Source organism: Streptomyces sp. NPDC089424 (assembly GCF_044749345.1).
Lineage (GTDB): Bacteria > Actinomycetota > Actinomycetes > Streptomycetales > Streptomycetaceae > Streptomyces.
The window spans coordinates 148,650-161,063 of record NZ_JBIVHU010000004.1 but is presented as its reverse complement, the minus strand read 5'-3'; the positions used below and the strand labels follow the sequence as shown (position 1 = coordinate 161,063).

Sequence of the window (12,414 nt, the reverse complement as noted above, 5' to 3'; positions counted from 1 at the left end):
GTGCTCCCCTCACAACCGCGGTTCCACCCGGGCGATCCTGCGCAGCGCCCCCGGCAGGAAGCGCGACATCAGGTGGGCGCCACGGGCCTCCGGCGTCACGGGCACCACCGCCTCGTTGCGCACGACGGCCCGCAGGATCGCCTCGGCGACCTTCTCCGGCGGATAGTTCCGCATCCCGTACAGTCGCGCGGTCCGCTGCCGGCGCCGCTTCTCCTCCGCCGCGTCCACGCCGGCGAAGCGCGCCGTCGAGGTGATGTTGGTGTTGACGATGCCGGGGCATATCGCGGTGACGCCGATGCCCTGCCCCGCGAGTTCGGCGCGCAGGCATTCGCTCAGCATCAGCACGGCGGCCTTGGAGGTGCTGTACGCGGGCAGCACCCGCGAGGGCTGGTACGCCGCCGCCGACGCGGTGTTGACGATGTGGCCGCCCTGCCCGCGCTCGGCCATCTGGCGGCCGAAGAGCCGGCAGCCGTGGATCACGCCCCACAGATTGACGTCCAGGACCTTGCGCCAGTCCTCCGAGGTGGTGTCCAGGAAGGCTCCGGACAGGCCGATCCCGGCGTTGTTCACCAGCACGTCCACGACGCCGTACTCGGTCGCGACCTTCTCCGCGAGCTTCTCCATCGCCTGCTCGTCGGAGACGTCGACGGTCTCGGCCCAGGACTGCGGCGCCCCGATCAGACGGGACATCTCGGCGGTCCTGGCCGCTCCCTCCGCGTCCCGGTCGACGGCGACCACCCGGGCGCCGGCCTCCGCGAACGCGAACGCCGTGGCCCTTCCGATGCCGCTGCCGGCGCCCGTGACCAGCACGAGCTGCCCGCCGAAACGGTCCGCGTGCCGGCCCGTCGCCTCGATCACCGGCCTGCCTCCCTCGTTGGCGATCACGAACTCCTCGATCCAGGCCGCCAGCTGGTCCGGGCGGCTGCGCGGGATCCAGTGCCGGGCGGGCAGGGTCCGCCGGGTCAGCTGGGGAGCCCACCGCTCCAGTTCGTCGTGGAGCCGCTCGGAGAGAAACGCGTCGCCCTGGGGGGTGACGAGCTGCACGGGCGCGTGCGCGTAGGCGTCCGGGCGGGGCCTGTTCAGCCGGCGTCGTACGTTGTCGCGGTACAGCCACGCCCCGTGCGCGGCGTCCGTGCGCAGCGACGAGGTCGGATAGCCGTCACCGGGGACTCTCTCCATCAGCTCCAGGATGCGCGGCCAGTGCGTGCCGAGGGGCCCGCGCCAGGCCAGTTCCGGCAGGACCGGCGTGTGCAGCAGGTACACGTACCAGGACCTGGCCCCCTGGCCGAGCAGCTGGCCGACCCGGCGCGGGGTGGGGCGCTTGATCCGCTGCTTGATCCAGTGCCCGAGGTGGTCCAGGGACGGGCCGGACATCGAGGTGAACGAGGCGATCCGGCCCTCGGTGCGCCGGACCGTGACGAACTCCCAGGACTGCACCGACCCCCAGTCGTGCCCCACCAGATGCACCGGTCGGTCCGGGCTCACCGCGTCCACGACCGCCAGGAAGTCGTCGGTAAGCTTCTCCAGCGTGAAGCCGCCGCGCAGCGGTCGCGGCGCCGTCGACCCGCCGTGGCCCCGGACGTCGTACAGCACGACGTGGAAGCGGGCGGCGAGGCGGTTCGCGACCTCGGACCAGACCTCCTTGCTGTCCGGGAAGCCGTGCACCAGCACGACCGTCGGCTGCTCCGGATCACCCAGCTCGGCCACGCACAGCTCGACCCCGCCCGTGCGCACCCGGCGCTCCCGCGCGCCTGCAAGCATGGTCACTTCTCCTCCGCCCAGCGCCGCACGTGCGGCAGATCGTCGTCCAGCCAGAACGCGCTCTCCTCGGGGTCCCTGGAATCCGTGACGACGAGGATCTCCTCGAACTTCGCGCCCGTGCCCCGGAAGCCCAGATGGGGTTCGACCGCCCACAGGCCCGGCCGCGGCGGGTGGTCCGAGAAGCGGTACGGCGACCAGAGCGGGGACCAGCCCTCGCGGTGGCCGTGCAGCGCGTCACCGACGAGCCCCTTGAGGGACTGGGTGCCGAATCCGAACAGGCGCGGTGACCAGCGGCGCTCGCGCACCCGGTCCACCTTGTGGGCGATGACCCCGAAGGGGTACGCGCGATGCCGGTTGGCGTAGCCCTGGCGGACCATGAGGCGGTCCACGTCCTCGTAGATCTCCCGGAGCGAGCGACGCTCACGCACCTCGCGCAGGATCAGCTCACGATGTGCCTCCAGGTCCGCCATCAGCCTGTTCTGCACGGGGTTGATGCCGAGCGAGCCCGAGTAGCCGATGTCCGCCGTGTGACCCTCGAACACCGGTGCCATGTCGAGGATGAACGGCATCCCCGGCTCCAGCCGCCTGTTCGTGGGGAAGAACTGCAGCGGGACGCGGAAGTCCGTGAAGGCCGTGCGGTCGCCGAACCAGGCGAACGGCAGATGGAACCAGTCCCGCACCCCCCGCTCGCGCAGCCACTCGCGCTGCATCCGCGCCGCCTCACGCTCGGTCACGCCCGGCTTCAGCTGGGCGGCCACGGCCTCCGCGCACTCGTAGGCGAGGCGCTGCACTCTGCGGAACCCGCGCAGCTCCGCCGAGCGTTGACCGGTCACTGCCGTCGCCATGGCACCCCGTCCCACCGGTTGCGGTACGTGCTCGTAACTTGACACCGGTGAATGTGACAGTTGTTAGAGGCTGCGTCAATAGGCCCGTGTCGGCCTGTGGACGACCGCACGGATGTGGACAACTCGTGACGTGCGGTTCGACCTTCAGGGTGACCCTCAGGGTCCCGTAATACTCGAGAGTGACGTGAAGACTGCTCTGGGGTCTGACGACTTGCGGGGCGCTCCTCACTACCGTCGTGGACGTGACTGTGATCGCGACCGAAAGCCTGAGCAAGCGGTTCCCCCGGGTGACCGCGCTTGACCGGCTCTCCGTGGACGTCGGGCCCGGTGTGACCGGACTCGTCGGAGCCAATGGAGCCGGCAAGTCCACACTGATCAAGATCCTGCTGGGTCTGTCCCCCGCCACCGAGGGCCGAGCCGAAGTGCTCGGACTCGATGTCGCCACGAAGGGCGCCGCCATCCGCGAGCGCGTGGGGTACATGCCGGAGCACGACTGTCTGCCGCCCGACGTCTCGGCCACCGAGTTCGTCGTCCACATGGCGCGCATGTCCGGCCTGCCGCCCACCGCCGCGCGCGAGCGCACCGCGGACACGCTGCGCCACGTCGGCCTGTACGAGGAGCGCTACCGCCCCATCGGCGGCTACTCGACGGGCATGAAGCAGCGCGTCAAGCTGGCGCAGGCCCTGGTCCACGACCCGCAGCTGGTCTTCCTCGACGAGCCCACGAACGGCCTCGACCCGGTCGGCCGCGACGAGATGCTCGGCCTGATCCGCCGGATCCACACCGACTTCGGCATCTCCGTGCTGGTCACCTCGCACCTGCTGGGCGAGCTGGAGCGCACCTGCGACCACGTGGTCGTGGTCGACGGCGGCAAGCTCCTGCGCTCCAGCTCCACCACGGACTTCACGCAGACCACGACGACCCTCGCCCTCGAGGTCACCGACACCGACGAGCACCCGGACGGCACCAGCGCGGTGCGCGACGCCCTCCAGGCGCGCGGGGTGACCGTCGCCGCCGGCAGCGGACTGCCCGGAGCGGGCCATGTCCTGCTCCTCACCGCGCAGGGCGAGGAGACCTACGACGTGGTCCGGGACACGGTCGCCGACCTCGGTCTGGGCCTGGTGCGCATGGAACAGCGCAGGCACCAGATCTCCGAGGTCTTCACGAACGGCACGGACACCGGCACGGACACGGACACCGGCACCGGCACCGACGAGCAGCGGAAGGAGGCGGTCCGCCATGGCGGTTGAGCAGCCCGTACCCACGGCGCCGGGTGACCAGACCCGTATCCACAACATCGGCTACCGCACGTACGACGGCCCCCGCCTCGGCCGCTCCTACGCGACGCGCTCCCTCTACTCGCAGTCCCTGCGCGGCTCCTACGGCCTCGGCCGCTCGGTGAAGTCCAAGGTGCTGCCGATGCTGCTGTTCGTGGTGATGTGCGTGCCCGCGGCCATCATGGTCGCCGTCGCGGTCGCCACCAAGGCCAACGACCTGCCCGTGGAGTACACGCGCTACGCGATCATCATGCAGGCCGTGATCAGCTTGTACATCGCCTCGCAGGCACCCCAGTCCGTCTCGCGCGACCTGCGCTTCAAGACCGTGCCGCTGTACTTCTCGCGGCCGATCGAGACCGCGGACTACGTGCGCGCCAAGTTCGCGGCGCTGGCCTCGGCGATGTTCATCCTGACCGCCGCCCCGCTGCTCGTCCTCTACGTGGGCGCGCTGCTGGCCAAGCTCGACTTCGCCGACCAGACCAAGGGATTCGCACAGGGACTCGTCTCCGTGGCACTGCTCTCACTGCTCTTCGCCGGCATCGGCCTGGTGATCGCCTCGGTCACCCCGCGACGTGGCTTCGGCATCGCGGCCGTGATCGCCGTGCTGACCATCTCCTACGGCGCGGTCTCCACCCTGCAGGCCATCGCGGACGCGCAGGGCACCTCGGAGTCGATCGCCTGGATCGGTCTCTTCTCCCCGATCACCCTCGTCGACGGAGTGCAGTCCGCCTTCCTCGGCGCGCAATCGGCATTCCCCGGCGGAGTCGGCCCGACGAACGCCGAGGGCGTCGTCTACGTCGTCGTCACCCTCGGCCTGATCGCCGCGAGCTACGGCCTCCTGGTGCGCCGCTACAAGAAGGTGGGACTGTGACCACGCTCTCCCTCGACCATGTCTCCCGCTGGTTCGGCAACGTGGTCGCCGTCAACGACATCACCATGACGATCGGCCCCGGCGTCACCGGACTGCTCGGCCCCAACGGCGCCGGTAAGTCCACGCTGATCAACATGATGGGCGGCTTCCTGGCCCCCTCCACCGGCACCGTCCTGCTCGACGGCCGGCAGGTGTGGCGCAACGAGCAGATCTACCGGCAGATCGGCATCGTCCCCGAGCGCGAGGCGATGTACGACTTCCTCACCGGCCGCGAGTTCGTCGTCGCCAACGCCGAGCTGCACGGCCTGGGCGCCAAGGCGGCCCAGAAGGCGCTGGCGACGGTCGAGATGGAGTACGCGCAGGACCGCAAGATCGCCACGTACTCCAAGGGCATGCGCCAGCGCGTGAAGATGGCGTCCGCCCTGGTCCACGACCCGTCGCTGCTGCTGCTCGACGAGCCCTTCAACGGCATGGACCCCCGCCAGCGCATGCAGCTGATGGACCTGCTGCGCCGGATGGGCGACGAGGGCCGCACGGTGCTGTTCTCCTCCCACATCCTCGAGGAGGTCGAGCAACTCGCCTGGCACATCGAGGTCGTGGTCGCCGGACGGCACGCGGCCAGCGGTGACTTCCGCAAGATCCGCCGTCTGATGACGGACCGGCCGCACCGCTACCTGGTGCGTTCCAGCGACGACCGCGCGCTCGCGGCCGCGCTGATCGCCGACCCGTCGACGTCCGGCATCGAAGTGGACCTCACCGAGGGCGCCTTGCGCATCCAGGCGGTCGACTTCGGCCGCTTCACCGCACTGCTGCCGCGGGTGGCCCGGGACCACGGCATCCGTCTGCTGACGGTCTCGCCGTCCGACGAGTCCCTCGAGTCCGTGTTCTCGTATCTGGTCACGGCGTAGGAGGCCGAAGAATGTACGACCCCACAGTCGCCCGGCTCACCTACCGGGCCCTGCTCGGCCGACGCCGTGCCCTCATCCTCGGTGCCCTGCCCCTGCTGCTGATCGCGATCTCCGTGGTCGTGCGCGCCCTGGCCGGCGCCGACGACCAGACCGCCGCCGACCTGCTGGGCGGCCTCGCGCTCGCGACGATGGTGCCGATCATCGGCGTCATCGCGGGCACCGGCGCGATCGGCCCGGAGATCGACGACGGCTCGGTGGTGTACCTGCTGTCCAAGCCCGTGAAGCGGCCGACGATCATCTTCACGAAGCTGATCGTGGCCATCGCGGTGACGATGGTGTTCTCGGCCGTGCCCACGCTGATCGCCGGTTTCATCCTGAACGGCAACAGCCAGCAGATCGCCGTGGCCTACACGGTGGCCGCGCTGGTCGCCTCCATCGCCTACGCCGCGCTGTTCCTGCTGCTGGGCACGGTGTCGCGGCACGCGGTGGTGTTCGGCCTGGTCTACGCGCTGGTCTGGGAGGCCCTGTTCGGCTCCCTGGTGGCCGGCGCGCGCACGCTCAGCGTCCAGCAGTGGTCGCTGGCCGTGGCCCACAAGGTGGGCAACGGGGAACTGGTCACCTCGGACGTCGGGTTGACGACGGCGACGGTGCTGCTGGTCGTGGTCACCGTCCTCGCGACCTGGTACGCCGGACAGAAGCTGCGGTCGCTGACGCTCGCCGGCGAGGAGTGACACGGACCCGGAAGGTGAGGCCCTCGGTTCTTGACGGGGGCCTCACCTCGTTCCGGGCACACTGGGCGGACGGGGACGCACGGCGGGGAGGTGCCGGCATGACGGAGGAGACGCCCCAGCACGACGATCGCGGGCGCGCGGGCGGCGACGTGGGCGAGGGCGCCGCGGACGAACCGGCCGGCGACGCGAGGAGTGCGGGCGACGGATGGGACGACCTCGTCCTGGACGAGGACTTCGTCCGCGGCGCCGGTACGTCCGAGCCCTCGGCCCGTGCCCGCATGCTGGCCGAGCGCTGGCGACGGGACGAGCCCGAGCCGCAGCCCTGGCGCTCGGACGAACCGCCTGCCGGGTGGTTCTTCAGCAAGGCCCGTCGGCGCTGGTGGCGCCGCCGGTAGCGGGGCCCGGCGGCCCCTTTAATCGGTGGCGTCCAACTCGCCGTGAGGGCAGAGTGGTTGTGTCCCCGACGCCGGATCGATCCGGCGCCACGTACTGGGAGAGGAGCCGGACGATGTCCCTGCACGGCAGTACGTCCCGCTCCCGTCAGGGCAGCCTGCGGCGGGTTCCGGAGTAGTCGCCACCGCTCCGCCGAGCCCGCCCCGCACGGGGAGCTGCCCGGGGCGGCCGCTTCGAGCACGCGATGTCGCTCTCGCGTGGGCCGCCCACCCGGAGGATTGGCCGAGTGGTAAGGCACCGGCTTGCTAAGCCGTGGTCGGGCCTCACCAGCCCGCGCACGTTCGATCCGTGCATCCTCCGCGACACCGAACCGGCACCCGGCCGGACCACCACCGAGCCGCCTCGCGCCGAGGCGACCTGAGTCCCCTCGACGCCACCGACACGCACACCGGCCAGCAGTCGATGCTCAGGCCGGAGCCTCCACCGGAGGGACCGGAGCTCCGCCTGCGGGGCCGAAGACGACGCCTGTCAGGCCGAAGGCGACCTCTGTCAGACCGAAGACGACGTCTGTCGGGCCGGAGCCTCGTCCTGTCGGACGGGAGCCTCCGCCTCTCGGACCGAAGAGGCCTCCGCCAGCAACCGTTCCACCACGACCGCGATCCCGTCCTCCTCGTTGGACGCGGTCACCTCGTCGGCCACGGCCCGCAGTTCCTCGTGCGCGTTGGCCATGGCCACACCCCGCGCCGCCCAGGCGAACATCGGGATGTCGTTGGGCATGTCGCCGAAGGCGATGGTGTCCGCGGCCTTCATACCCAGACGCCGGGCCGCCAGCGAGAGCCCCGTCGCCTTGGAGAGGCCGAGGGGGAGGAGCTCGACTATGCCCTGGCCCGCCATGGTGACGCTCACGAACCCGCCGGCGGCCCGCTGGGCCACCGCCGCGAGCTCGTCGTCGCCGAGCGTCGGATGCTGGATGTAGATCTTGTTCAGCGGCGCCGACCAGAGGTCCGCCGCCTCCGTGAAGGGCGTCGCCGGCAGGCCGCCGTGGAGCGCGTAGCCCGGCCCGACCAGCACCTCGCCGTCCAGGCCGTCGCGGCTCGCCGCCAGATACAGCGGACCGACCTCGGCCTCTATCTTGGCCAGGGCCACCCCCGCCAGCTGCCGGTCCAGCGTCACCGACGTCAGCAGGCGGTGCTCGCCGGCGTCGTAGACCTGCGCGCCCTGGCCGCAGACGGCGAGGCCGGTGTAGCCGAGGTCGTCGAGGATGTGCCGGGTCCACGGGACCGCGCGTCCGGTGACGACGATGTGCGCGGCGCCCGCCGCGGTGGCCGCGGTGAGCGCCTCGCGGGTGCGTCCCGAGACCGACTCGTCGGACCGCAGCAGGGTGCCGTCGAGGTCGGTGGCGAGCAGCCGGTAGGGGAACCCGGTGGCGGAGGCCGTGTCGCTCACCTGGCCACCGGTTCCAGGACCTCCCGGCCGCCCAGGAACGGACGCAGCACCTCGGGCACCCGCACGGAGCCGTCGGCCTGCTGGTGGTTCTCCAGGATCGCGACGATCGTGCGCGGTACGGCGCACAGGGTGCCGTTGAGGGTGGCCAGCGGGCGCACCTTCTTGTCCTCGCGGACGCGGATCGACAGCCGGCGGGACTGGAACTCGGTGCAGTCCGAGGTCGAGGTCAGCTCGCGGTACTTGCCCTGCGTCGGGATCCACGCCTCGCAGTCGAACTTGCGCGAGGCCGAGGCGCCCAGGTCACCGGAGGCCACGTCGATCACGCGGTACGGCAGCTCCAGCGAGTTCAGCCACTGCTTCTCCCACTCCAGCAGCCGCTGGTGCTCGGCCTGCGAGTCCTCGGGAGCGACGTAGGAGAACATCTCGACCTTGTCGAACTGGTGCACGCGGAAGATGCCCCGGGTGTCCTTGCCGTGCGAGCCGGCCTCGCGGCGGAAGCAGGGCGAGAAGCCCGCGTAGCGCAGCGGGAGCTTGTCCGCGTCGAGGATCTCGTCCATGTGGTAGGCCGCGAGCGGGACCTCGGAGGTGCCGACGAGATAGAGGTCGTCGGCCGCGAGGTGGTAGACGTCCTGGGCGGCCTGGCCGAGGAAGCCGGTGCCGGCCATCGACTGCGGGCGGACGAGTGCCGGGGTGAGCATCGGGGTGAAGCCGGCCGCCGTGGCCTGGGCCATCGCGGCGTTCACCAGGGCCAGCTCCAGCAGGGCGCCGACGCCCGTCAGGAAGTAGAAACGCGAGCCCGAGACCTTCGCGCCGCGCTCGACGTCGATCGCGCCGAGGATCTGGCCGAGTTCCAGGTGGTCCCGCGGCTCGAAGCCCTCGGCGCCGAAGTCGCGGATGGTGCCGTGCGTCTCCAGGGTGACGAAGTCCTCCTCGCCGCCGACGGGTACGTCGGGGTGGACGAGGTTGCCGAGCCGCTGGAGCAGCTCCTGGGTCTCGGTGTCGGCCGCGTCGCGCTCGGCGTCGGCCGCCTTGACGTCGGCGGCGAGCTGGCTCGCCCGCTTCAGCAGCTCGGCCTTCTCGTCACCGGAGGCCTTGCCGATGAGCTTGCCGAGGCCCTTCTGCTCGTTGCGCAACTCGTCGAAGCTGACGCCGGACGACCTGCGCCGCTCGTCGGCAGACAGGAGAGCGTCGACGAGCGCGACGTCCTCTCCACGGGCGCGCTGGGAGGCGCGCACACGGTCGGGGTCCTCACGGAGCAGGCGAAGGTCAATCACGCGCACCAGGCTACCGGTGCGGGGTGAGCGCTCACGACTCACTATTCCGTACTGCGGATTACGCTCCGCTATGCGGCAATTGCCCGCTGTTGTACGCCCTCGTCAATAAAGATCTTCGTGATCCCTTGATCGAGGCAGCCGTCGGGCGGACGGTTGACCGGATTTCCTTGTGGGGAACGGGGCTTGGGGCCCGGGTTGTCCACAGGAATCCACGCCCCCGGAAAAGTTATCCACAGGCTGTGTGGGAGATCTGTGGATTCGGAATTGATCAATCCGAAGGATCTTGCCGGAACTTTGGATTCCCATGGCAAACCTCCCTTACGTCCACTTTCGAGTGGAGGTGCGTCGCCCCAAAGGGTTGACCCAAGGAAAAGAGTGGACGAAGGGTGACCTGCGGGCCGGTGGACACCGAGGGTCCCCGTAGGGCGATTTGTCGACAGGGTCACACCTTGCTGTCGACTTGTCCCCAGGTCGAGATGCGGACCTGTGGATAACGCCTGTGGATAACTAAAATATGCAGGTCGACCAACGGTACCGGCTAGAACCGGCCGTCCTGGCAGCGGGCCACCCAGTCCGCCGCCGAGGTGAACTCGTCGTCCGACGTCCCGGGAAGCGGAGCCCCCACGTCCGCCGGTGACATGTCCGCACGAGGGTACGAGCCGAGGTACCGCACCTGGAGGCAGATCCGCTTGAGTCCCATGAGGGTCTCGGCGACCCGGCGGTCGGAGATGTGCCCCTCGGCGTCGATGCAGAAGCAGTAGTTGCCGATGCCGGCGCCGGTCGGCCGGGACTGGAGCAGCATCAGGTTGACGCCCCGGGCGGCGAACTCGCCGAGCAGGTCGCGCAGCCCGCCGGGGTGGTCGTCGCGCTGCCACAGCACGACGGACGTCTTGTCCGCACCGGTCGGCGCCGCGGGCCGGGCGGGGCGTCCGACCAGTACGAAGCGGGTCTGCGCGTTCTCCGCGTCGTGGATCCCGGTCTCCAGGGCCGTCAGGCCGTACCGGGCGGCCGCGAACTCGCCCGCGAAGGCGGCGTCGTACCGGCCCTCCTGGACCAGCCGGGCGGCGTCCGCGTTCGAGGCGGCCGACTCCCAGGTCGCGTCGGGCAGGTTCGTGCGCAGCCAGTTGCGCACCTGCGGCTGGGCCGCCGGATGCGCGGAGACCGTCTTGATGTCCGACAGGGAGGTGCCCGGCCTGACGAGGAGCGCGAAGGTGATCGACAGCAGCACCTCGCGGTAGATCATCAGGGGCTTGCCCGCGACCAGCTCGTCGAGGGTCGTGGTGATGCCGCCCTCGACGGAGTTCTCGATCGGCACGAACGCGGCCTCGGCCTCGCCCCCGCGCACCGCGTCCAGCGCGGACTGCACGGACACGTAGGGGATCAGCTGGCGGGTCGCCGCCTCCGGCAGCGTGCGCAGAGCGACTTCGGTGAAGGTGCCCTCGGGGCCGAGATACGCATAGCTCGCTGGCATGTCCTCACCCTAATGGGCCTCCGCGCACCCGGCTCACGCGTCTCACGGACGCCCCTCCGGTGAGTGAACGCCGGCGCCCCGCCGACCCCCTCGGCCCTGACGCCGCCCGCTCACCCCTCCAGCAGCTTCTGCCCCACGTACTCCCCCTCCGCCGCCCCGCCCGGCACGGCGAACAGCCCGCTCGCCTCGTGCCGCACGAACCGCGACAGCGCGTCCCCCCGGTCCAGCTTCCGCTGCACGGTCACGAACCCGCGCAAGGGGTCCGCCTGCCAGCAGATGAACAGCAGCCCGGCGTCCGGGACCCCGTCGCCGTCGATGCCGTCGTGGAACGAGAACGGGCGCCGCAGCATCGCCGCACCCCCGTTCTGGTCGGGCCGGCTGATCCGCGCGTGCGCGTTGATCGGGACCACCAGGTTGCCCTCGGCGTCCGTCCTCTCCAGGTCCATCGCGGTCGTCTCGGTCCCGCCCGACAGCGGTGCCCCGTCCGCCTTGCGCCGCCCGATGACGTCCTCCTGCTCCCGGAGCGAGAGCTGCTCCCAGTCGTCGAGGAGCATGCGGATGCGCCGTACGACGGCATAGGAGCCGCCCGCCATCCAGGCCGGGTCGGCCGCCCCCGACTCCGGCACGAAGATCCGCCGATCGAAGTCGGGCTCCGCGGGCTTCGGGTTGCGTGTCCCGTCGACCTGGCCCATGAGATTGCGCGCCGTCATGGGGTGGGCCGTGGCCCCCGGCGACCGGTTGAAGCCGTTCATCTGCCACCGGACCCGGGCGGCACCGCCCGCGTCCCGCTGGATCGCGCGCAGGGCGTGGAAGGCGACCAGGGCGTCGTCGGCGCCGATCTGCACCCACAGGTCGCCCTCGCCCCGAGCCGTGTCGAGCTGGTCGGAGGAGAAGGCGGGCAGCGGATCGAGGGCGACGGGGCGCTGCTTCTCCAGGCCCGTGCGGCCGAAGAAGCTGTGCCCGAACCCGAAGGTCATCGTCAGCGACGAGGGTCCGGCGTCCAGCGCCACACCCGTGTCGCCGTCCTTCGCGGGCTCGCCCGCCATCAGCCGCCGGGCCGTCTCCGACCAGCGGCGCAGCAGTGCGGCGGCCTCCTTGCGGCCGGCGCCGGCGGCGAGGTCGAAGGCGAGGAGGTGGCCGCGCGCCTGCATCGGGGTCGTGATGCCGGGCTGATGTTTCCCGTGAAACATCACCTGATCGGCGCCCAGCGAGGTGAGCGGCGTCGCCTGCGCGGGCGCGGCCGCGTAGCCGGCGGCACCGCCCGCCGCACCGAGGACGAGACCGGTGGCGCCGGCGGTACCGAGCAGCGCCCGCCGCGAGATGCCCCCGCCGGGGGGCGCGTCCGCGGGGACGGTGCCGGGCACCGGCGCCTCGTCGGCACGCGTCGGCGGGACGGGCCGGTCGGTCGTGTGGTCGGCCATCTGCTCAGCCATGGGT

Annotated in this window: 11 protein-coding genes and 1 tRNA gene; 6 read left to right on the top strand and 6 right to left on the bottom strand. The window is 71.0% G+C overall.

Annotation, left to right across the window (positions count from 1 at the left end):
- Positions 1-9 precede the first annotated feature (9 nt).
- Both ACIP2X_RS20410 and ACIP2X_RS20405 read right to left on the bottom strand, forming a co-directional pair.
- A complete protein-coding gene (locus ACIP2X_RS20410; RefSeq protein ID WP_401674893.1) occupies positions 10-1,761 on the bottom strand; it encodes an SDR family oxidoreductase in 1,752 nt (583 codons plus the stop codon).
- A 2-nt stretch (positions 1,762-1,763) separates the two neighbouring features.
- A complete protein-coding gene (locus tag ACIP2X_RS20405; protein WP_401674891.1) occupies positions 1,764-2,606 on the bottom strand; it encodes a M24 family metallopeptidase in 843 nt (280 codons plus the stop codon).
- Between the two features lie 248 nt (positions 2,607-2,854).
- Between ACIP2X_RS20405 and ACIP2X_RS20400 the strand changes: the two genes are divergently transcribed.
- The 6 genes from ACIP2X_RS20400 to ACIP2X_RS20375 all read left to right on the top strand — a co-directional run bounded on the left by ACIP2X_RS20400 (position 2,855) and on the right by ACIP2X_RS20375 (position 7,146).
- Positions 2,855-3,856, top strand: coding sequence for an ABC transporter ATP-binding protein (locus ACIP2X_RS20400; protein ID WP_401675811.1), 1,002 nt, complete (start codon positions 2,855-2,857; stop codon positions 3,854-3,856).
- A complete protein-coding gene (locus ACIP2X_RS20395) occupies positions 3,846-4,754 on the top strand; it encodes an ABC transporter permease (RefSeq protein ID WP_401674889.1) in 909 nt (302 codons plus the stop codon). The genes ACIP2X_RS20400 and ACIP2X_RS20395 overlap by 11 nt, the downstream gene beginning before the upstream one ends.
- Positions 4,751-5,662, top strand: a complete 912-nt coding sequence (locus ACIP2X_RS20390) for an ABC transporter ATP-binding protein (protein ID WP_401674886.1) — start codon at positions 4,751-4,753, stop codon at positions 5,660-5,662. The genes ACIP2X_RS20395 and ACIP2X_RS20390 overlap by 4 nt, the downstream gene beginning before the upstream one ends.
- A gap of 11 nt (positions 5,663-5,673) precedes the next feature.
- Positions 5,674-6,393 (top strand): ABC transporter permease subunit, encoded by a 720-nt coding sequence (locus tag ACIP2X_RS20385; RefSeq protein WP_401674883.1) that lies wholly within the window; start codon positions 5,674-5,676, stop codon positions 6,391-6,393.
- A 98-nt stretch (positions 6,394-6,491) separates the two neighbouring features.
- The gene (locus ACIP2X_RS20380; RefSeq protein WP_401674881.1) at positions 6,492-6,788 is read left to right on the top strand and encodes a hypothetical protein; all 297 of its coding nucleotides are present in this window, start codon (positions 6,492-6,494) and stop codon (positions 6,786-6,788) included.
- A gap of 270 nt (positions 6,789-7,058) precedes the next feature.
- Positions 7,059-7,146 (top strand) — tRNA-Ser (locus ACIP2X_RS20375).
- A 189-nt stretch (positions 7,147-7,335) separates the two neighbouring features.
- Here the strand turns inward: ACIP2X_RS20375 and ACIP2X_RS20370 are convergent.
- The 4 genes from ACIP2X_RS20370 to efeB all read right to left on the bottom strand — a co-directional run bounded on the left by ACIP2X_RS20370 (position 7,336) and on the right by efeB (position 12,410).
- Positions 7,336-8,232, bottom strand: a complete 897-nt coding sequence (locus tag ACIP2X_RS20370; protein ID WP_401674879.1) for an HAD family hydrolase — start codon at positions 8,230-8,232, stop codon at positions 7,336-7,338.
- Positions 8,229-9,506 (bottom strand): serine--tRNA ligase, encoded by a 1,278-nt coding sequence (gene serS / locus ACIP2X_RS20365; RefSeq protein WP_401674876.1) that lies wholly within the window; start codon positions 9,504-9,506, stop codon positions 8,229-8,231. The genes ACIP2X_RS20370 and serS overlap by 4 nt, the downstream gene beginning before the upstream one ends.
- 538 nt (positions 9,507-10,044) lie before the next feature.
- Positions 10,045-10,977, bottom strand: a complete 933-nt coding sequence (pheA, locus tag ACIP2X_RS20360; protein ID WP_401674873.1) for a prephenate dehydratase — start codon at positions 10,975-10,977, stop codon at positions 10,045-10,047.
- A gap of 110 nt (positions 10,978-11,087) precedes the next feature.
- Positions 11,088-12,410 (bottom strand): iron uptake transporter deferrochelatase/peroxidase subunit, encoded by a 1,323-nt coding sequence (efeB, locus tag ACIP2X_RS20355; RefSeq protein ID WP_401674870.1) that lies wholly within the window; start codon positions 12,408-12,410, stop codon positions 11,088-11,090.
- Positions 12,411-12,414 lie beyond the last annotated feature (4 nt).

What these genes read in the sequence shown, in the direction of transcription:
- ACIP2X_RS20405 (WP_401674891.1), bottom strand. Translation starts at nt 2,606, where the DNA reads ATGGCGACGGCAGTGACCGGTCAACGCTCGGCGGAGCTGCGCGGGTTC.
- efeB (WP_401674870.1), bottom strand. Translation starts at nt 12,410, where the DNA reads ATGGCTGAGCAGATGGCCGACCACACGACCGACCGGCCCGTCCCGCCG.
- pheA (WP_401674873.1), bottom strand. Translation starts at nt 10,977, where the DNA reads ATGCCAGCGAGCTATGCGTATCTCGGCCCCGAGGGCACCTTCACCGAA.
- ACIP2X_RS20380 (WP_401674881.1), top strand. Translation starts at nt 6,492, where the DNA reads ATGACGGAGGAGACGCCCCAGCACGACGATCGCGGGCGCGCGGGCGGC.
- ACIP2X_RS20410 (WP_401674893.1), bottom strand. Translation starts at nt 1,761, where the DNA reads ATGCTTGCAGGCGCGCGGGAGCGCCGGGTGCGCACGGGCGGGGTCGAG.
- ACIP2X_RS20395 (WP_401674889.1), top strand. Translation starts at nt 3,846, where the DNA reads ATGGCGGTTGAGCAGCCCGTACCCACGGCGCCGGGTGACCAGACCCGT.
- ACIP2X_RS20385 (WP_401674883.1), top strand. Translation starts at nt 5,674, where the DNA reads ATGTACGACCCCACAGTCGCCCGGCTCACCTACCGGGCCCTGCTCGGC.